General features: G+C 59.7%; 17 protein-coding genes. 6 read left to right on the forward strand and 11 right to left on the reverse strand.

The window, feature by feature from the left end; all coding sequences use genetic code 11:
- Positions 1–94: 94 nt before the first annotated feature.
- A complete protein-coding gene (locus tag CD932_RS21900; protein ID WP_094445319.1) occupies positions 95–1,291 on the reverse strand; it encodes a PepSY domain-containing protein in 1,197 nt (398 codons plus the stop codon).
- 9 nt (positions 1,292–1,300) lie between these two features.
- The gene (locus tag CD932_RS21905; RefSeq protein ID WP_254926709.1) at positions 1,301–3,433 is read right to left on the reverse strand and encodes a TonB-dependent siderophore receptor; all 2,133 of its coding nucleotides are present in this window, start codon (positions 3,431–3,433) and stop codon (positions 1,301–1,303) included.
- A gap of 211 nt (positions 3,434–3,644) precedes the next feature.
- Between CD932_RS21905 and CD932_RS21910 the strand changes: the two genes are divergently transcribed.
- Together CD932_RS21910 and CD932_RS21915 are read left to right on the forward strand one after the other, a co-directional pair.
- Complete coding sequence (locus CD932_RS21910) at positions 3,645–4,976, forward strand: sensor histidine kinase (protein WP_094444899.1); 1,332 nt, start codon at positions 3,645–3,647, stop codon at positions 4,974–4,976.
- Positions 4,928–5,710 (forward strand): LytTR family DNA-binding domain-containing protein, encoded by a 783-nt coding sequence (locus CD932_RS21915; protein ID WP_254926710.1) that lies wholly within the window; start codon positions 4,928–4,930, stop codon positions 5,708–5,710. Before CD932_RS21910 ends, CD932_RS21915 begins: the two co-directional genes overlap by 49 nt.
- A 72-nt stretch (positions 5,711–5,782) precedes the next feature.
- Here the strand turns inward: CD932_RS21915 and CD932_RS21920 are convergent, their stop codons facing one another.
- A complete protein-coding gene (locus CD932_RS21920; RefSeq protein ID WP_094444900.1) occupies positions 5,783–6,106 on the reverse strand; it encodes a hypothetical protein in 324 nt (107 codons plus the stop codon).
- Positions 6,107–6,308: 202 nt separating this feature from the next.
- Between CD932_RS21920 and ligD the strand changes: the two genes are divergently transcribed.
- Positions 6,309–8,801: a DNA ligase D gene (gene ligD / locus CD932_RS21925; RefSeq protein WP_094444901.1), complete on the forward strand. Its 2,493-nt coding sequence runs from the start codon at positions 6,309–6,311 to the stop codon at positions 8,799–8,801.
- Positions 8,802–8,804: 3 nt separating this feature from the next.
- Here the strand turns inward: ligD and CD932_RS21930 are convergent, their stop codons facing one another.
- Complete coding sequence (locus CD932_RS21930; RefSeq protein WP_094444902.1) at positions 8,805–9,653, reverse strand: Ku protein; 849 nt, start codon at positions 9,651–9,653, stop codon at positions 8,805–8,807.
- An 8-nt stretch (positions 9,654–9,661) separates the two neighbouring features.
- Positions 9,662–10,639: an SDR family oxidoreductase gene (locus CD932_RS21935; protein WP_094445321.1), complete on the reverse strand. Its 978-nt coding sequence runs from the start codon at positions 10,637–10,639 to the stop codon at positions 9,662–9,664.
- Positions 10,640–10,765: 126 nt separating this feature from the next.
- Here CD932_RS21935 and CD932_RS21940 point away from each other — a divergent pair, with 126 nt between their 5' ends.
- The 3 genes from CD932_RS21940 (at position 10,766) to CD932_RS21950 (ending at position 13,418) form a co-directional block, all read left to right on the forward strand.
- A complete protein-coding gene (locus CD932_RS21940; protein WP_094444903.1) occupies positions 10,766–11,311 on the forward strand; it encodes a TetR/AcrR family transcriptional regulator in 546 nt (181 codons plus the stop codon).
- A gap of 80 nt (positions 11,312–11,391) precedes the next feature.
- Positions 11,392–13,032, forward strand: coding sequence for a SulP family inorganic anion transporter (locus CD932_RS21945; protein WP_094444904.1), 1,641 nt, complete (start codon positions 11,392–11,394; stop codon positions 13,030–13,032).
- A complete protein-coding gene (locus CD932_RS21950; RefSeq protein WP_094444905.1) occupies positions 13,029–13,418 on the forward strand; it encodes an Imm1 family immunity protein in 390 nt (129 codons plus the stop codon). Before CD932_RS21945 ends, CD932_RS21950 begins: the two co-directional genes overlap by 4 nt.
- Positions 13,419–13,424: 6 nt before the next feature.
- Here the strand turns inward: CD932_RS21950 and CD932_RS29005 are convergent, their stop codons facing one another.
- The 6 genes from CD932_RS29005 to CD932_RS29015 form a co-directional block, all read right to left on the reverse strand.
- Entirely contained in the window at positions 13,425–13,571 is a 147-nt protein-coding gene (locus CD932_RS29005; protein WP_176461087.1) for a hypothetical protein, read from the reverse strand.
- A gap of 79 nt (positions 13,572–13,650) precedes the next feature.
- On the reverse strand, positions 13,651–14,763 hold the full coding sequence (locus CD932_RS29010) for a T6SS immunity protein Tli4 family protein (protein WP_254926711.1): 1,113 nt from the start codon (positions 14,761–14,763) through the stop codon (positions 13,651–13,653).
- Positions 14,760–16,682, reverse strand: a complete 1,923-nt coding sequence (locus CD932_RS21960) for a triacylglycerol lipase (protein ID WP_094444906.1) — start codon at positions 16,680–16,682, stop codon at positions 14,760–14,762. Before CD932_RS21960 ends, CD932_RS29010 begins: the two co-directional genes overlap by 4 nt.
- Complete coding sequence (locus CD932_RS21965; protein ID WP_094444907.1) at positions 16,679–19,273, reverse strand: type VI secretion system Vgr family protein; 2,595 nt, start codon at positions 19,271–19,273, stop codon at positions 16,679–16,681. Before CD932_RS21965 ends, CD932_RS21960 begins: the two co-directional genes overlap by 4 nt.
- Positions 19,274–19,283: 10 nt before the next feature.
- Positions 19,284–19,538 (reverse strand): PAAR domain-containing protein, encoded by a 255-nt coding sequence (locus tag CD932_RS21970; protein WP_094444908.1) that lies wholly within the window; start codon positions 19,536–19,538, stop codon positions 19,284–19,286.
- A gap of 103 nt (positions 19,539–19,641) precedes the next feature.
- A complete protein-coding gene (locus tag CD932_RS29015; protein WP_254926712.1) occupies positions 19,642–20,766 on the reverse strand; it encodes a T6SS immunity protein Tli4 family protein in 1,125 nt (374 codons plus the stop codon).

Raw genomic sequence — 20,766 nt, forward strand, 5'->3', positions numbered from 1 at the left:
AGTGGTGGTTTGTCTTTGGTGCCGGGATGATTCCCGTGTCACTGAGGAGAAAAACGCGGCCCGGCGCCTGGCCGTTGACGAGCATTACAAACGCTTACAACTGGATCGTTTTTACCAGGCGCGCGCGGCGCTTGCGCAGCCAGATGATCAGGCCCGTCGCGCTCAGCATGGCCACCATCAGCCCCATGGCGGAAATCAGGATGCGCCCCGGCAGGCCGATGATGCGGCCCGAGTGCAGCGGGAACTGCGATTGCAGGAAGATGTCACCGGCACTGCCGGTACCGGGAATCACGCCGCCGGCGGGGCTGCCGTCGCGGCCGTCGAAATACAGCCACGCATTGCCCAGGCCGCCGTCGCCGTGGTCATTGTCCGCTTCAAAGAAGCCCACGCCATACAGGCCATAGCCGGACGAATAAAATACGCCGCCGGCCGGCAGGGTCCAGCCCCGTCTGGTCGCCTCGGTTTTGGCCAGCGCCACCACCTGCTCGCGCGTGAGCAGCGGTTCGACCGGTTTTTCCGGCGGCTGCGGCGTACGGCTGTCAAACGCGTTCGGACTCAAGGTAGAAAATTTTGCCACCAGTGGCCGCATGACTTGCGTCGGCAGATTCATCGAGATGGATGTCACGGCCAGTATCAGCAGCAGCAGCCAGACCCACACGCCGCCCGAGCGGTGCAGGTCGAAGTTCAGCCGGTGGCCTTTTTCCCGCCAACGGAAGGCCAGCGACTTGCGCCAGCTGCGCAGATTTGGAAAAGACAGGTACAGCGCAATGAAACAGTCGACAAACCACACGATGCCGATCATCCCCATGAACCAGACGCCCAGCTCGATGCCCCGGGCATCGGGGATATGCATGGTGTAATGGAGCTTGTATAAAAACGGCAGCAGGTTTTCGCGCGCCAGCGATACTTCGCCCCACTGGCGCGTGCCTTGCAGCTTGCCGGTGACGGGATCGACGGCCAGCTGGTTGAAGCCCAGGGCATATGGCTTGCCGCTGGCCGGGTCCAGCCGGCCTTCGACTGACATCAGCGCCGCATGGCCTGGTTCGAGTGCGGTGAGCGTGTAATTGACGCGCAGGCGCGCATCGTTCGCCTCGACCTGGCGCGCCAGCTGCAGGCCGTTTTTTGTCCCCGCGCGGTGCTTGCCGCTGGCCGCCTGGAACAGTTGCGGATTGAGCCAGGCATCGAGTTCGTGGTCCCACGAAATCACGGCACCCGTCAGCCCGGAGATAAACAGGAACAGCGCCAGCGCCAGCCCGAACCAGCGGTGCAGCAGTACCAGCGGTGTACGCAAGCGCATGGCCTAGTACTTCCAGCTCAGGGTGGCGCTGCCATTGCGACCGGCCGCGTACAGCGACTGGGTCCAGTACAGGCTGGTCAGGTGCTTCTTGTCCGTCACATTGTTCAGGTTCAGCGCCAGGCTGACGTTGTTCGTCAGCTCGTAGTCGGCCATCAGGCCCAGTTGCGCATACGCGCCCTGGCGCAGCGTGACCGCGTCTGCGACCTTCAGGTCGATAGCGTCCTGCCAGGTCAGGCTGGCGCCCACCTTCAGCTTCGGTACGGCCGCTACCCGCCAGGTGGTCGACGCATGGAACTGTTTGCGCGGAATAAAGGTGCGCGCGTCGCCGCCGTCGTTGCCCGTGATGCGCAGCTGCGCATAGCCGGCGTTGACCTGCCAGCCCCTGGCCAGTTCGCCCGACGCCTCCAGTTCAATACCTTTCGATTCCGAATCGACGCCCTTGTAGACGGTCTTGAAGGTGGCGGTGGTGCCGGCCGCTTCGGCCAGGTTCTGCTGGCGACTCTTGAAGACGGCGCCCGACAGATTCAGGCGGCCGTCGAACAGTTCGCCTTTCACGCCCAGTTCCATGCTCTTGCCGGTGGCCGCGTCCAGTGTCTGGCCGTTGGCGTCGGTGTCGCTTTGCGGATTGAAAATTTCCGTGTAGCTGCCGTAGGCCGACACATGGCCGTTGAGCTCGACCACCAGGCCGACATATGGCGTGGTGTCGCTTTGCGACTTGGACTTGGCGACGCCATAGGACGCACCCGTGCCGTCGACCCTGGCGCGATTGACGCCGGCCAGCAGCCTGGTGTTGTCGGCCAGGTTGAATCGGGCGGCGACAAAGGCGTTCTTGCGCCTGTCGCTGTAGGCGCTGCCGTCGGTCGAGGCGTCGAAGGCGGGCAGCGGGTAGGAGCCGTCGAAGGCGCTGCCGTTCGGCAACGCCGTGCCGATGCCCTGGCCATACCAGGACACGTCATGCAGGCGCGACTTGGACCAGCTGGCGCCGAAGGTCAGGTCGTGCTGGCGGCCGCCCAGGGCGAATTTGCCGGTGGCCGACATGTCGGCCAGGCTTTGTTCATTGCTCGAATTGTATCTGGACGGGTAGCTGAAAAGCCCGTCGCCGGTGGCGCGGTCCGGCGTACCGTACACATAGAACAGCTGCGAATCCGAGTTGGCCCTGGTGTAGGTGAGGGTCGACTTCATGCTCCAGTCGGCGTTGAAGCGGTATGCCAGTTCGGCGAACGTGCTGTTCGTTTGTGTGTTCCAGCGCGACCAGTCGGCCGAGGTGGAGGTCGAAATCGGGTAATTGGTCTGCGTGCCGTCCGTGTAATACATCGGCAGCGCGCCCCACATGCCGCCCCTGGCCCTGGTTTTCTGGTACGTGTGGCCAAGCGTGAGGGTGGTGTCGTTCGTCAGCCTGGCTGCCACCACCGCATAGGCGATGTCTTTTGATGGCGAGTAGCGGTCCAGATAGGAATCGCCTTGCTGGTGCGCGGCGACGAAACGAGCCGCCACCTTGCCGTCGGCGCTCAAGGGGGTTGACACGTCGGCGTCGAGGCGGCGGCTGTTCCACGAACCGGCGGTGAGCGCCGCCGACGCGGCCAGGCCCTCGACGGGGCGCTTGCGCACGAAGTTGATGGTGGCCGAAGGATTGCCGGTAGAGGAAATCAGGCCATTGGCGCCGCGCACCACGTCGACGCGGTCGTAGATGGCGGTATCGAGGTCGCCCATCACATTGCCGAAGATGAAGGGGACGCCTACGCCGTCGTACTGGAAGTTGGTGATGTCGTAGCCGCGCGCCGTGTAGTAGGTGCGGTCCGTTTCCACCGACTCCACCGTCACGCCCGTGGTTTGCGCCAGCACCTTGTTGACATTGTCTAGCCGGAAGTCATCCATCTGCGCCCGCGTGACGACCGACACCGATTGCGGCGTTTCGCGCAGCGACAGATTGAGCTTGCTGGCCGAGTCACTCTTGCGTGCCGTGTAGGAATCTTCATGGGCGCCGGTGACGGTGATGGTCGGCATGGTGTTGTCGTCGGCCGCTGCCGGAGCATCGCCGGCCTGGGCCAGGCCGGCTCCTAGGGCCAGCGAGATGGCCAGGGCCAGGGGGCGCAGCGGCAGTGTGCGAGGGTGGGATGGAAGAGGGCGGGCTGGCACGGAAACGGCTCCTGAAACTTGAATGATAATGATAATAATTCGCAATTATAGTATGCTGCGCAGTGCAAGGCAATTGCCATTTATTTGCCCTCTTCGCGAGCCTTGACGTGACGCTGATGCCCGTTATCGCCGCACTCATGTCCAATTGGCCCGCGCTGGTCGCATCGTCGCCTGATACCCTGTGCAGCGCGCTAGAATAAGCGTTCCAGCCATGACCAGCCCCGCCATGCACGCTTCCTTCGCTCCCTTGCCAGACCCCGTTGCAAACGATCCGCGCCTGGTGCGCCTGTATCTGAAGCAGACACTGCTGCGTTTTTGCGGCGGCCTGTGCCTGCTGCCGATGGCGATCGTGGCCGCTGGCATGGTGATGCTGATACGGTACCCGCCCATCGGCGACGGTCGGCACTGGTGGCAACTGACCTTGCCAGTGCTGCCCGGGCTGCTGGCGCCGCTGCTGGGCGTCAACGGCATGGTGCGCCAGCAGCTGCGCGCCTTTGCCGACGAGGGCGTCGTGTTGACCGAGGAGCTGATCTCGGCGAGGGTCACGCGCGAGTTGACGTCGCCCTTCGATATCTTTACCACTTTTGACCTGTGCGCCGAAGCCTTGTCGGGGCTGGCCACCGGCCAGGCGCTGGGGCTGGCGGGGCCACCCGCGTTTGCCCATGATCCTTTCGACCGTATCATCTTGCTGGGGCGCGCGCGGCCGTTCCGCCTGTTCGGCGCGACCGAAGTGCGCCTGTTCGTGGCACCGGGAGAGGGCGTCCATGGCGTACGGATACGCGTGCGTCGCATCGTCAGCGGCGACTTCCTGGCGATGCAAAAGGGTGGCGCCCTGCGCGCGGTGGAAGCGGTCACGGCGCAGTTGCAAGCGGGCCTGGCGCGGCGCAGGGAGGCGCTCTATGCCAGGGCGCGGGGGCAGGCGGCCGAGCGCGCCGCGCTGCAGGCGAAGCTGTTGGCGCTGCAGGCGCAGGTCGAGCCGCATTTTCTGTTCAACACGCTGGCCAACCTGAAGTATCTGATGCGCACCGAACCCGCTGCCGCGCTGACCATGCTCGATCACCTGACCGACTATCTGCATAGCGCCTTGCCGGACTTGCGCGCCGTATCGTCGACGGTGGGGCGCGAACTCGACCTGGCGCAGGCCTACTTGTCCATCATGCAGATCCGCATGGGCAAGCGCCTGCGCTTTGCCATCGAGGCCAGCGACACCGTGCGGGCGCTGCCAATGCCGCCGGCCATGCTGATCTCGCTGCTTGAAAACGCCGTCAAGCATGGCCTAGAAGGCTGGCCGCATCCGGGCACGGTGCGCATCGAGGCGTGTCTGGAAGAGGGCATGCTGGCGCTGCGCGTGCAGGACGACGGCGCCGGTTTTGGCGGCAGCGCGGCGCAAGGCGCGGGCCTGGGGCTGTCGAATATCCACACAAGGCTGGCCTTGCTGTATGGCGGCGCAGCCAGCCTGGCGGTGGCGGAGGGCGAGGCGGGCGGCGTCAGCGCTTGTCTGCACCTGCCATTGGCCATGCCAGCAGCACGGGCGGGCGCATGATGGCGCGCGCCGTGATCGTCGAAGACGAACCGCTGCTGCGTGCCGAATTGCGCGACCAGTTGCAGTTGCTATGGCCGCAGCTGCAACTGGTGGGCGAAGCGGCCGATGGTGTCTGCGCCCTGGCGCTGATCGCCGCGCAGCAGCCCGATATCATTTTTCTCGACATCCAGATGCCGGGCTTGAACGGCCTGGAGCTTGCGCCCCATCTGCCCGGACACTGCCAGCTGGTGTTCGTCACGGCCCATGCGCAGCATGCGCTGGCGGCGTTTGATGCGGGCGCCATCGACTACCTGCTCAAGCCGCTGGCCACCGGCCGGCTGCTGCGGACGATCCGGCGCTTGCAGGAACGCGGGCCATCGGCTGCGCGGCCGCCGGCCGACTTGCTGCGGCAGGTACTGGCGCCGCCGCCGGCCAGCCTGAAATGGATCAAGGCGTCGACTGGCAACACGGTGCGCCTGATGCTGGTCGACGAGATCGATTATTTTCAGGCCGATGGAAAATATACGCGGGTGGTGGGCAGGAATGGCGAGGGCTTGATAAGGCTGAGCTTGAAAGAGCTGCTGGCGCAACTCGATGCGGCGCAGTTTGCGCAGGTGCATCGCAGCAGCATCGTCAACCTGCATGCGGTCGAGCGCATCGACCGGGATGGCTCTGCGATGCTGTTGTACCTCAAGGAGGGACGCGGCAGCTTGCCTGTCAGCGAGGTGTACAGCAGGCAGTTCCGGCAGATGTAGCATACAAATATGGCGCACATAGGCGAAAAGACAGCCTCGGCTGTCTTTTCGTGTGCGGGAAACGCAGGACGATTATTTGGCGGCAGGCGCTTCGGCCATGGCGGAAGCTTTTTCTTCTGCAGCCTTGGCCTTGGCTTTCTTGGCCTTGTGATGGGCTTTGGCCTTGGTGGCGCCGGCATCGGCCTTGGCGCTGGCAACATCAGCCTTGGCGTCGGCAACCTTGGAAGCTTCCTTGGCATCGGCCTTGACCACTGCCTTGGTTTCCTTGGCTTCGGCTTTCGTCACTTCCTTGGTTTGCTTGGCTTCGGCCTTGGCTGCTGCTGGAGCGGCTGGGGTCTGGGCAAAGGCTGCGGTAGCGAACAAGCCAGCGATGATGGTAGCAATAACTTTTTTCATGGTGCAGTTCCTCAAGGAGTGGGTGATGTGCAGAAGATGTTTCCCCTGTCACTGAGCCAAAAACGCGCTCGGCGGCAACTCGGTTGACAGCCAATTACAAACACTTACAACTGGCGGTGGTGCTGCGGGTTTTGTTAGCTGGCGTACCGCGCCCGGCCTTCGCCCGGCCTAGACTGGGGCATCGCCACAGCATGGGTCCGCCATGAAAGACGCCCTGAACACCTATCAAGCCAAGCGCAACTTCGCCATCACGCCCGAGCCCGCCGGTGGCGACGAGGCGCAAGGCGGGCAATTGAGCTTTGTGATCCAGAAACACTGGGCCAGCCGCCTGCACTACGATTTCCGGCTGGAACTTGATGGCACCATGAAAAGCTGGGCCGTGCCGAAAGGACCAAGCTATGACAGCCGCGACAAGCGCATGGCGGTGCAGGTCGAGGACCACCCGATCGCGTATGCCAGCTTCGAAGGCACCATCCCGGAAAAACAATATGGCGCCGGCAAGGTCATAATCTGGGACAAGGGCACCTGGCAGCCGCAGCCGGCCACGCCCGATGCGCGCCAGGCGCTGGCGGACGGCAACCTGAAATTTACCTTGCACGGCCACAAGATGCACGGCAACTGGGTGCTGGTGCGCATGAAGGGCAAGGGCGAAAAGCAGCCGGCCTGGCTGTTGATCAAGGAAAAGGACGACTATACGCGGCCTGCGCTCGAATACTCGGTGGTCGATGAATTGCCCGACAGCGTGAAAAACAAGCCCATGCCCAAGCGCAAGAAGGCTGTGGCCCACAAGGCGCCGCCCGCCAGTACGCTGCCGGCCACCCTGACGCCGCAACTGGCGACCCTGGTCGAGGCGCCACCGACAGATGCCCAAGACTGGATTTTTGAACTCAAGTTCGACGGCTACCGCATCATGGCCCGCAGCGATGGCAAACACCTCGCGCTCATCACGCGCAACGGCAAGGACTGGACTCATAAACTGTCCAGACTGCATCAGGCTTTGGAAAAGCTGGGCTTGCCTCCAGGCTGGTATGACGGCGAGATCGTCGTCAATGGCAGGGATGGCCAACCGAGTTTCGGCGCCTTGCAGCAGGCGTTCGACAAGGACAACACCAGTGATATCGTCTATTACCTGTTCGATGTGCCGTATTTCGATGGCCATGACCTGCGCGGCCAGCCGGTGGAAGCGCGCCGCGCATTGCTGCGGCAATTGCTGCAGCAACTGCCAAAGTCGCCACTGCTGCGTTTCAGCGAAGAACTTGATGCGACGCCGACGAAACTGCTGGCGCAGGCATGCAAGCTGGGCCTGGAGGGCGTGATCGGCAAGCGGCGCGGTTCGCGCTATACGGCGCGCCGCTCGAAGGAATGGATCAAGCTCAAGTGTGGCCTGCGCCAGGAGTTCGTCATCGGCGGCTTTACCGAGCCGCAGGGTGCACGCAGCGGCATCGGTTCCTTGCTGTTGGGCACGCATGACGAGGACGGCAAGCTGCATTACGCGGGCAATGTGGGTAGCGGCTTTGACCAGGACGCCTTGCGCGATTTGCGCCGCCAGCTTGATGCGTTGCGGGTCGATGCCAGCCCGTATGCGGGCAAGGCAGGCGGCGTGCGCCGGCCGATCTGGGTCAAGCCCACCCTGGTGGCCGAGGTCAGCTTTGCCCAGTGGACCAGCGCCGGCGCCGTCCGCCATGCCGTGTTCCACGGCCTGCGCACGGACAAGCCGGCCTCCATCATCGTGCGCGAGCGGCCGCAAGCGGTGAAACCGAACAAGGAGCGCTCCATGCCTGCCGACAAGCCCTCCGCCAGCATCGTGCCGGCCAGCCTGAAGATTACCCACCCGGACCGCGTGATCGACAAGGACAGCGGCGCCACCAAGATCGAGCTGGTGCGCTACTACGCGCTGGTCGGCAAGCTGATGCTGGTGCATCTGCGCGCCCGCCCCGTGTCGCTGGTACGCGCGCCTGCCGGCGTCGGCGGCGAGCTGTTTTTCCAGAAACATGCGGAAGTGTCAAAAATGCCGGGCGTAAAGCAGCTTGCTGAAAAACTGGACCCGGACCATCCGCCGATGCTGGAAGTGGCCAGTGCGCAAGGCCTGCTGTCGGCGGCGCAGTGGAACGTGGTGGAATTTCATACGCAAAACGCGCTGGACACCGCCTACGACACGCCGAACCGCATGGTGTTCGACTTGGACCCTGGCAAGGGCGTGGGCTGGGCGGCGATCCAGGAGTCGGCGGTGCTGCTGCGCGCCTTTTTGACCGAGCTGGGCTTGCCTGCCTTTCTGAAAACCAGTGGTGGCAAGGGCTTGCATGTGGTGGTGCCGATCCGGCCGACACACGACTGGGATACCGTCAAAGCCTTCTCGCAAGCCATCGTCGCGCATATGGCCGAGCTGATTCCGCAACGCTTTGTCGTCAAAAGCGGGCCGGCCAACCGGGTCGGCAAGATTTTTATCGACTACCTGCGCAACGGCCGCGGCGCCACCACGGTAGCGGCCTGGTCGGTGCGCACGCGGCCTGGCCTCGGCATTTCCGTGCCCCTGGCGTGGGAGGAGCTCGACAAGCTGAAGGCGGCCGATCAGTGGACGGTGGCCAATGTGCACAGCCGGCTGGACGTGGGCAATACGCCGTGGGACGGCTATGCGCGCAGTGCGAAGGGGATAGCTGCGGCGATGAAAAAGCTGGGGTTTGAAACACAGAAATAACGATCAGGCTGCCTTGCGTTTCGCCGCCGGCTTGCGGGCCGGTTTGACCGGTGCTTTCTTCCCCAGGCTCTGCTGCAACAAGGTCACCAGATCGATCACATTGTCCGGCTTTTCCTCTTCCACGGCATCGGGTTCCGGTGCGGTAATGGTCCTGGTCTGCCTGGCCTTGATTTTTTTCTTCACCAGCGCCAGCACGTCGTCGCGATAGGTGTCGTGGTATTGCTCGGGCTGCCATTGCTCGCTCATGCCTTCGACCAGGGACAGCGCCATCTTCAGTTCCTTGTCGGAAATGCCGGCCGTCTTCAGCGTGCTGCCAGGCAAGTCGAGGTCGTCCATTTCCCGGAGCTCGTCGGCGAAGCGCAAGGTGTTGAGCACGATGGCCTTGTCGATGCACACCAGCGCGCACAGGTGCTGGCGCGTGCGGATCACCACGTTGGCGATGCCGATCTTGCCCGACTTGCGCAAGGTTTCGCGCAGCAGGGCGTAGACTTTTTCGCCACCCTTGCCGGGCAGCAAATAATACGGGTGCTCGTAATAGGTCAGCGGCACGTCACCGGCATCGACGAAGGTCAGGATGTCGATGGTTTGGGTGGCCTTGACGTTGGCGCGTTTCAAGTCTTCGTCCGACAGCACCACGTATTCGTCGGGTTTGTATTCATAGCCCTTGATAATGTCGTCCCACGCGACTTCCTTGCCCGTCTGCTTGTTGTAGCGCTTGAAGCCGATCGGCGCAAAGTCGCGCCGGTCCAGCATGGACAGGTCGAGTTCGTGATCTTTGCTGCCCGAAATCAGCTCGACGGGGATATGCACGAGGCCGAAGCTGATCGCACCCTTCCACAACGCTCGCTGCATGGGCTCTCCTATTCGCCCACGCTGCCGGTCACGGGCAGCACGATGCCGGTGATGTAGCTGGAGCAGGCGGGCGAGGCCAGGAACACATAGGCCGGCGACAATTCCTCGGGCTGGGCCGGGCGGTGCATGTCGGTGTCCTGGCCGAATTTGGTGATCTCATCGGCGGACTTGTCGGCCGGATTCAAGGGCGTCCAGACCGGGCCGGGCGCGATCGCGTTGACGCGGATGCCCTTTTCCAGCAGGTTGCCGGCCAGCGCTATCGTGAACGCGTGAATCGCGCCCTTGGTGGTGGAATAGTCGAGCAGGTTTTTCGAGCCTTTCAGGCCCGTCACCGACCCCGTGTTGATAATCGACGCGCCTTTTTTCAGATGCGGCAGCACCGCCTTGGCCATATGGAAGTAACCGTAGACATTGGTTTTCATGGTGAGATCGAAACGCTCTTCGGACAGGTCGAGCAGGGACTCGGCATGCTCCTGGAAGGCGGCGTTATTGACCAGCACATCGATATGGTTGAACTTGGCCATGACCTGGCTGATGGCTTCCTGGCAGAAACGCTGCTCGCGCACGTCGCCGGGGATCAACAGGCAGCTCTGGCCTTCCGCTTCCACGTAGCGCCTGGTTTCGTTGGCGTCTTCGTGTTCGTTCAGATAGATGATGGCCACGTCGGCGCCTTCGCGCGCAAACAGCACGGCCACGGCGCGGCCGATGCCCGAGTCGCCGCCCGTGATGATGGCGACCATGCCGGCCAGCTTGCCGCTACCGCAATAGTCGGGCGCCAGAAAACGCGGCTTCAATTGCATGCGCGCTTCACTGCCCGGTTTGTCCAGGTGCTGGGCGGGCAGGGGCGGGGCGGGCTGGCTGCGCTGGCCGGTCTGCACGGCGTCCTTGCTTTCCTCGCTGGCGGGTCTGGCGGCGTCGCGCGCATCCTGTTCCTGCTGGATGCCGCGCTGCAGATTGCCGGCCGATTGGTTCAGATTGTCGCTCATGCTGGCCTCCATGATAGTCAGTCTCCAGTATTGGGGTAGCTGCCTTGCAACACGGTGCGCTTGCTAACAGAGTGGAAAAATCCGTCACAAAGTTATATGATGACTGTCATTATTGCAGGAGGCGACATGAAAGTGAGCAGGGAACAGGCGGCGCTGAACCGCGAGCGCATCGTCGAGGTCGCCGCAAAATTGTTCCGCGAAAAAGGCTACGACGGCATCGGCGTGGCCGACCTGATGAAAAACGCGGGCCTGACGCATGGCGGCTTTTATGGCCATTTTGCGTCCAAGGAAGATCTGATGATCGAGGCCAGCGAGCTGGCGCTGAAAAAGTCGCTGGCCGGCTGGCAGGGCAAGACCTTGCCGCAGCTTCTGGATTCCTACCTGACAACCCGCCACCGTGATGCCCCGGGCAACGGTTGCCCGGCCGCCGCCATGGGCGCGGACGTGGCGCGCATGCGGCCCGGCGCCCAGCCGGCCTTTACGCAAGCGACGCGCCAGCAGTTCGAGCTGCTGGCCGGCTTGCTGCCGGACGGCACGCCGGAACAGCGGCGCCAGCAGGCAATCGCCACTTTTTCCGCCATGGTGGGCGCCATGGTGCTGGCGCGCACCGTCGATGACGAGGCGCTGTCGGCCGAAATCCTTGCCGCTGTCAGGGCGCAACTGCTGACTTGATGGGCTTGCTTGCCTGCCTGCCCCTGTCAGTCGGCCTCGGCGCATGATAGGCTTCGGTTTTCAGATTTTGGGATCGCATCATGCTGCACTGGCTCAGGCATTACCGGCGTCCTCTGTTGGCGGGGGACATTACCGCCGGTATCGTGGTGGCCATGATGATGGTGCCGCAAGGCATGGCCTACGCGCTGGTGGCCGGCCTGCCGCCCGTGGTCGGCATCTATGCCAGCATCTTGCCGCCGGTGCTGTATGCCTTGTTCGGCAGCAGCATGACCCAATCGGTGGGGCCGATGGCCATCGTCTCGCTGATGACGGCCGCTGCCCTGGCGCCGCTGGCCGATCCCGGTTCTACCCTGTATATCGTGCTGGCCGCGCAACTGGCCTTTATCAGCGGCGTCGTGCTGCTGCTATGCGGCGTGCTGCGCCTGGGCTTTATGGCGAACTTTTTGTCGCGCCCGGTGATCAGCGGCTTCAGCAATGGCGCCTCCATCCTCATCATCTGGGGCCAGGTCACGCCTTTGCTGGGCGCCACCTGGCCGCACTGGCACGGCCCCAGCATGGCGCTGGGCCTGGTCAGCCTGGCGTGCCTGTGGCTGGCCAGACGCTACCTGTCGCGCTTGCTGCAGCGCTGCGGCCTGGGCAAGACGGCCGCCGAGGTCGGTGCGCGCCTGGCGCCGATGCTGCTCGTCATCACCGGCATTGTGCTGGTGACCTATGGCGGCCTGGACCGCATGGGCGTGCAAGTGACGGGTCATGTGCCGAACGGCTTGCCCGGCCTGAACCTGGCCACCTCCGGCGCCCACTGGCGCACCCTGCTGTCGCCGGCGCTGCTGATCGCCTTTATCATTTTCCTGATGAGCATGTCGGCGGCCCAGACCCTGGCGCAAAAGCGCGGCGAAAAGTTGCATACCAACCGCGAATTGCTGGGCCTGGGCGCGGCCAACGTGGCCAGCGCCTTGTCGGGCGGCTTTCCCGTCACGGGCTCGATTTCGCGTTCGGCCGTCAACTTCCAGGCCGGCGCCAACACCCCGCTGGCCAGCATCATCACGGCGGGCCTGCTGGCGCTGGCGCTGGTGGCGCCCACCGGCTGGCTGGCGCTGTTGCCGCTGCCCGTGCTGGCGGCCACCATCATCTTTGCGGTGGCCAACCTGATCGACTGGGATACCCTGCGCATGGCCTGGCGCTACGATCGCAGCGATGCGCTGGCGCTGCTGGCCACCACGGCCGGCGTGCTGGTGCTGGGTGTGGAGGCGGGCGTGGTGATCGGCGTGCTCTTGTCGATGGGCACCCTGATCTGGCGCGCCAGCCGGCCCCATATCGCCGTGCTGGGCCGTATCCCCAACAGCGAGCACTTCCGTAACATCGAGCGCTACGAAGCGCACACCGTGCCCGACCTGCTGTTGCTGCGCATCGACGCCGGCCTGTTCTTCGGCAATGTCGAAGCCGTCACCGAGCGCATCGAAGACGAGCTGCGCGGCCACCCGACGGCGCGCCACCTGCTGCTGGTGCTGTCGGCCGTCAACCAGATCGACAGCACGGCCCTGTTTGGCCTGATCGAACTGAACAGCTCCCTGGCCAAGCGCGGCATCAGCCTGAACCTGGCCGAAGTCAAAGGCCCCGTGATGGACCGCCTGCGCCAGAGCAGCCTGCTGAAAGAGCTGAGCGGCAAGCTCTACCTGAGCACGGCGCTGGCGACGGCGGACCTGAGCGCAGGCAAGGCATGATGATGGAATTGAATGTGCACGGCGAAGCCGTCGCCATCGCCTCGCTGCAGGATTTGCAGCAAGCGCTTGCCCGCGCGCAGTCGCTGGTGCAATGCGAATTGTGGCTGACCATGGCCGAGGATGCCGAGCAGGGGCCTGCCCTGTGCCTGCTGAAGAATGGCGGCAGCGCCTGGCTGATGTATCTTTCCGGCCAGGACGATGCCAGTTTTCACTCGCTGGGCGACGAGGAGGAAAAGGGCGATTGCAGCTACTGGCTGGCCAACGGTCAGGTCGATGCGTATCCGGCCGCCTGGTGTATCGACATGGCGCTGTGCCATCAGGCGCTGGCTGCATTTTTCAAGAGCAACGGCGCCAGGCCCGAAGCGGTCGCATGGCAGCGAGATTGATGGCTGTCAGCTGAAAGGCAATACCTTTTCCAGCGCCACGCTGGCCAGCATCAGGCCTATGGGATGCGCACAAGCCGCTTCCTGCACGGCCACAGTACGCAGCGCCCGGAGCTTGTCGATATCAAGTGGCAGGGCGGGGCGCAGTTCGGTCATGGGTATTGTCCAGAAAAAAATCGATGCTGGCAGCAAGGTTTTATCTTGCAAACGGGACAAACTCTGCGATGATCCATCCTTACTGCGCGGGTTTGTCCGGGTCGATATAGTAGGACCCTGGCGGCGCGCCCGGTACCTTGACGCGGAATTTCAGGCTGGAAAGGAGTTTGTCCCACAGGGCGATGGCTTCGTCATCGGTGAGCGAGGCGGCTTCAGCCGCGCCTACTCTGTTGTGTGCCACTTTGCTATACAGCTTGGCTTCCAGGACAGACGGGTTGGCTATATTCTTGGGCTTGCCGACCAGTGCCCATTCAAAATCATGTACGCCATCGGGGCGCCGGATCAGTGATTCTTCGCCCTTCCAATGTTGCACAGTGCGCTTGCCTTCACGCAACAAGTTACGCTTGGGGTAAGTTTCCCCCTGTATGTCCTTGGCACCTTGTATGCGATTGAGCAAGGATAATTCTCCACGCAGTCGCTTCTCAAATTCCTCCGGGGGATAGTCGCCGTATGCATCCTTGTTGGAACTGACCGAAAAAGTTATATCAGGAATGCTAGGGAAATAAATGCCGACATTGTCAATCTCTTGCTTTTTATATAAATTTTCTGCCAAGAATCCGTGTTCTACGCAAATTCCGGGATCCGAAGGAACTTCCTCAGTATCCCGTAAGCGTATGTTATTGGCGAGTTTTAGTTGTCGGTCAGCAATTTCTTCTTCTTTTTCTCCCTTCATTATACTTACAGCATCTCCTGCAATAAATGTAAAATCTCCTTTTGTAATATAGGTTTTAAAAAATAGAAATTTCATTTCTTTACCATGGATGCTGGTGTAGTAGCGTAATTGCCAGCTATTTACAATTGGGCCTTCTTTGTTGTAAGTAATTTCCGCGGTTTTATTTTTAAAGAATATTTCTTCTATATCTTTTTTTATTTTAATATGTAAATCATAAAATAATATTTTTTCAACATCAATGGTGTGGGTGCCAATAATTAGTTTTGACTCCGCTGGCACTTCCAAGGCATAGCGACCAAAGCATAGTAATTTTGTTTTTGAAAAAATATTAATTAATCGGCCATTTAACTTTATATTTCCAGTCACTACTTCCTCCTTGGGTGTGGTGTTTTGTGTGCAACTGTTTATGATGAAAAGTAGGAAAATTATTATAATATATCTTGTTGGGATAATTTTCATTTTTTATCCCAATCAGCCAGTTTTGCGATTTTAACTATGGAGTAGAGCATTGATGCAAGTACATTTTTATCCAAGTAGCTGTCCTGATGTTCGTAGCCAGTACCTGCTTCTACGCCATGGCGAAAAATTTTCCCGGTAACGTGACGAGCCGATTGCACTGCAGGCACCGTTTCATCTCCACTCTCTTTTGCAGGCTGCAATTTAAGTTTTAATATATGCGGTCCCGCTTTGACCTTTAGAATTCCTTTTGCGTCGTCGCTGATTAGAGTCCATTTTTCTGCGGGAGGAGGGGTAAATTTCTTGAAAAAGTCTATCAATCCTCCACCCATGCCGTCAGTAACTTTGAAAATAACCTCGCCATAAGATAGGTGCTTTCTTGATTCGCAGTAACTGGCATATGTTATTTTGTGGAAATATTTTTCAATAGACTGTGAAAATGCAAAAGCATCCTTTTGTCTCTGAATAACATTTTCTATTCCACCTCCATTTTCATTGGAAATATTTGCAGGGTTTACCCACAGTGGGTTGATAAGGCGCCACCAATTATTTTCCGGTTTCAGATAAATGCTATCGAGTGCATTTTTCCCTTCTTGCGGCCAGCTCCATAAAATCTGATCGTTATTGTCAACAACTTTGAGCCAATGTGCTCCGTAGGCGATGCCCGGCATCATTTCCAATGCAGCCGGTGCATTCGCTACCATTGCGGTCGCATGCTCTCCGTCAATACCTAGAACTTGTGCGGTCTTCTTGTTGAACGGTCCGGATTTTTCCAGAAAACCGAAACGCATGCGTTTATAGGCGCTTGCTGCTCCTATCGATGGCATGACGTTATGATAAATCCCCAGTACTTTTATTTCCTTGTCGTTGACAAGATTTCCATAATTTGGATGCATCAAGGCGCGGGCAAGCAGGCCTCCCATACTATGCGTGACGAGGATGATTTCGTCGCATTTGAATCCACATTCGACATAACCTTTGATAAGGCCCCGTATTCGTTCAGCGATGACGCCAGCGGACACAGCATTGCTCTGCAAGAAGTTGTAACCCATGGCATGCACCGGGTACCAGCAAGGAGAGATTTTTTTCAGGTCAGCCTCGGTAATTGCTGCGCCATTTGTGGCACCAAAAGCAGTGGGAGCTTGTATCAGTAGTTCTGAAATTTCAGGATACGGCCCTTGACTCTTCTTGGTGTTCATAGTTTTTGCCTGCCAGTGGGGGAGCACATTATTTTTTCTAACAATGTTATTCATGAAAAATTCTGCCGTCTTGAGCATTTCACCATAAGCTCCAATGAAAAGTATCTCGCTCCAACCGCGCCAACGTGCAATTTGTGCAGGAGTTTCACGCAAGTTCAGAGGCAAGTCGGTATCCAATACGCCGGGCATTTTATACGTTGAATTTTCTTTGCGTTTTTTAGCGCTTACCGCAATAAGAGGTGGCACACCTGCAAAATCATTTGGAATGTTGGTATGGCGAAGATCGAAAAGTCCGGTAAGACTGCCACTGGGATCAAATCTTCCTTTATTTGTGCTGTAAATATAATATTCCACCTCGGTTTCATTCGGGTCAAGAGCGAGTTGCCGGTCTCTTGGCGATGCATTTTTATACCATCCTCCTATGTTATAACCTTCGACGACGCTCCATTTTCCGGCGGCAGTCATCATGTCATCGGGCCGCCAGGAAATGTTATCGGTCTTATCCAGATATTTTTGACGCGTTTTGCTCATTCTTAAATTGCTGCCCATAACCCCTGGCAAAAAAATTATAGGAATTATTTTTTTGGGTGGAAGGGTCACGTCATGACGCACCGTATCTTTTATCTCCGTCAGATTCACCGTATATTCCGCCCAGCCGCCGACAGTCTGATGAAACTCACCCTGATGATTGCCATGCTCATTCAGGTCGTTATCGTCGCTCATGGCAATTCTCCCTTGTAACGTATCGTGTAGCTGTCCATGCCTTCTCCTTTTTGTACGGGCGTCTGTCCATCGGCGGTACTGGTGTCGCTGATTTTGTTGCCGTCGTCACGTATCAGCTCGAAAGCGATATTGGCTGCCGGCTTGCCGTCGACCTCCAGCAAACGGATGGCTTGATCAAAACTGGCATGGGGCCTTTCATTGAACTCCTGCGACACACTCTTGGCCGCCAGGGTTTCCAGATTGCCGTTGAATAGCACCGGCGATGAGGTAAAAAACTGCACCTTGTCGCTGATTTCCAGCATGTGGTTGGCGCCGTGCAAGCGGATGCCTTTCTTGCCTTTGATATTGACCCAGTCCGCTTCGCTGATCAGTGACAGCACTTTGCGGGCGATCACGTCGACTTCGTCGTTGTGGGCTTCGATGGCGATCTTGCCGGAGGCGGCGATCAGTTTCATGCCGGCCTTGTGGGCAAACAGGCGCAGGCTGTGGGCCACGCTGACGAACAGGCTGTGGCCGCTGGCCAGCGCGATATCCTTGCCGCTGGTCAGCGCCACATGGTCGCTGGCGGCCAAGTGGATGGATGCCGCGCTGGACAATTCGATGCCGGCCGGGCTGGCCATGACCAGGTGCGGTTCGGCCAGTTCCGGGAAATTCTCTCCGCTGCCCTTGATGGCGGCGTTTTGCTGCTTGATGGCGTCGGCCACGGCGCCCTGCCCGCCGGCGCTGTCCTGGGCACCGGCGTCGACGGCCATGTCGGCCAGGCCTTTCTGAACTTCCCTGGCTTGCGCCAGCCGGGCCAGGGTGTCGTCGAGCTGCTTGACCGATGCGGCGCCGTTTGGCGTTTCGGTACTGATCAGCATGCCTTTGCCGGCGCGCAGCGCGCCCCAGGCGTTGGTTGCCAGCTCAAAGCCGCTGCCGCGCGCTTCCTTGCGGCCGGCATGGTCGTCGATGCGGGCGATATTGCCGAGTGACAGGCGGCTGTCCTGGTGGCTGCTGCGCAGCTGGGCCTGGATCGCTTGCCGCGTATCGTCGAGCACCAGGTGATTGGCGCTGGTGGCGCCGAGCTCGCGGCTGCGCAGGCCGGACAGGGCGCGTTGCTGCGGCAGTTGCCAGGGTGGTGGATTGGCGCCGTTGTACACCACGCCGGTCACGATGGGGTGGTCGATATTGCCGTTTTGGAATTGCACCACCACTTCCTGGCCCACGCGGGGCAGGGCGATCTGGCCCATTTGCGCGCCGGCCATCGGCATCATGACCCTGATCCATGGCGAGCTGCGCTCGTTGAATTGGCCCAGGTGGTCCCAGTGGAACTGCAGGCGGACGCGGCCCAGCGCGTCGGTGTGGATTTCTTCCCCCGCTGGCCCGACCACCAGCGCCGTCTGCACCCCCGCTACGATGCAAGGCACGCTGTTGTAGCCCGGACCCGGCCGCCAGCGCTGGTCCTTGCGCACGCAAACGAAGCGGTTCTCATAATGAGAGGGAGCATCCTTGCCGTTTTGATAGTTGTTGCTGGCGACATGCTCGACCGACACGATCAGATATTCGCGCGCCTTGACGTCGTCGCCACGCGGCTCGCCCCTTCGGTACTGCCTTTCCCGCCCGCTGAAATGGCCGGCCAGGGTAAAGCAGCGGCCCGCCTGCGCCTGGCGCTGGTTGCCGGCCGCCTCGAAATACTGGCGCAGGCGGTCGCTTTCCTCCATGCGGCGCCGGGCCAGCCGTTCGCCGTCATCGCTGTCCCGGTAGCCGTAGGCGCCCGTGTCCTGATACAGCTCATGGGCTGGCACGTCGCCCTGGCGGTTCAGGGAATGGCTGGTCGCGCGCTGCGGCTGCGGGTTTTTATAGTCGAAGCTGGCCACGGTCAGCAGGCCGGAGCCAAGCTGGCGCACGGCCTGCCATTGCTGGACGCCGTCGTCTTCCATGGAGCCGGACCCGGCATGGAAATGCATGGCCCCTTCGGATTGGCCATCGATCGGCTCGGCCAGGGTGCTGTTGTCCGCCAGCCAGAGCGTATGGCCGTCAAGGCGATGCTCATACCAGTAGTGCAAGCCCAGCGCCTCCCAGCGCCGGTGCAGATGGTTGTAGTCGGTTTCGTTATGCTGGTTGGCCACGGACAGTTGCGGATCGTCGCCTTGCAAACAGGTCTTCCAGTCGCGCTGCAGGTAGTGCGCAAACGTGGCTTCCGTCAACTGCATCACACTTTGACCATGGAACGAGACATTATCCTGGCGCAGCCTGGCAAACGCCAGCCACGGCTGCAATACCATGCGGTACCAGGCAAAGCCGCCATCGGCGCGCAGCAGGCGAAATTCCCCCACATAGCCGTTGAAATAACGCAAGCTGCCGTCGTCGCGCACCATGCTGATGGTCGCCATGCATCCCATCATGGCCTTGAGGGCGACATGGGCGTCGTCGGACAGCAGCTCGACTTCAAAGCGAAAGTCGCGCGACAGCTCTTCCTTCGCTTGCATGGAATTGACCAGCAGTACCGTATCGGCGGGACCGTCGCCGTGCGGAAAGTCGAGGCGCAGCAAGCGCCGCTCCTGCGAGGCCGGTCCGAAAGCGGACAGTGCCGCCAATATGCTTGCGTTCATGGCGCGCTTCCTATAAAGACGTGATCAGCTTTGCGCCACAGGCGGTCTTGTCGCCATCGTAGGCATAAGGCTGGCCCTGGTGCCTGGCGCCGGCGCCATCGGCTTGAATGGGAAAGCTGCCCTTGCATTTGGGGCAGACCGTCATGTCGCCGGCCAGCGCCGCCGTCACACCCATGACGGTGGTGCTTGAGGATGCGCTGCTGACCGTGCCGCCATGATCGGTCTTGTCGCCCAGGCGTATCACGCCGCGTCCCTGGTGTTTCATATCGTCCTCGCCTCGCTCAGCAGATAGCGCACCTGGCCTTGCCTGGTTGGCAGGAAAGCTTTTCATCCCGCCAGCCTGCACCAGTACCGGTGTGATGCTCTCATTACTGCGCGGGCTTATCTGGATCGATATAGTACGAACCGGGCGGCGCGCCCGGTACCTTGACGCGGAATTTCAGGCTGGAAAGGAGTTTGTCCCACAGGGCGATGGCTTCGTCATCGGTGAGCGAGGCGGCTTTGGCTGCGCCTACTGTATTGTGGGCAACCTTGGTGTACATATGAGCCACCAGCACAGATGGATACGCGACATCGCGTGGCTTGCCGACTAAGGTCCATTCGAAGTCGTGCGCGCCATCGGTGCGTCGTATCAGTGACTCTTCACCTTGCCAATGTTGCACTTGTCGTTTGCCTTCACGCAGCAAGGTGCGGCTGGGATAATTCTTTCCTTGTCTTCTTTTGGCTATATCAATACGTCCCAATAGGGATAACTCATTGTGCATTTTTTCATATAATTCACTTGGATAATCCATATATGCATTTTTATTTGAACTCACTGAAAATGTAACGTCAGGAAAACTGGGAAAGTAAAGTCCTGCATCAATCATTTCTTGTTCATCATAGTTACCTTCCTTGATAAAGCCGTAAGGGATGCAATTTCCCGGTTCAGTCGGTATCTCGCCTTCCTCGCGCAAACGCAAACTATTTGCACGAACTGCTTGTTTGGCAGCGGCATCTATCCTGGTTTTTCCTTTAAGTGTTGAATCTCCTATAGTAAATGTGATATTTCCTTTGGTGATATACGTGTCGAAATATACATCGTTTTCCGCTTTAGCATATTTATCATCAAAATATTGAACCTGCCAGCTGCCTTCAAGCGGACCAGGCCCGTTATAGATAATTTCCGAAGTGGTATTTTTGATTTTTATTTTTTCAATATCTTCTTGGATTTGTTTGTGTCGCCCTGATATTCCATTGGTTATTATCCCAATCATCGATGGAAATGATGTGTCCCCAAAAATCAATTCTGCTTCTTGCGGTACTCTAAGAGTATAGCGTCCAAAACATGTCATTTTCGTTTTCAGAAAGAGCACTTCAAGACGTTTACTAAGAATAATATTTTTCGGCACGGTATTTTCCTCGATCGCGCTTCGCGCTTTGCAGGGATGAAATAATCCAAACACTGCAATGGCAGTGAAAAGAACTAATTTTTGATTTTTTTGAATGCCCAT

Source organism: Janthinobacterium sp. PC23-8 (assembly GCF_002250505.1).
Lineage (GTDB): Bacteria > Pseudomonadota > Gammaproteobacteria > Burkholderiales > Burkholderiaceae_D > Janthinobacterium.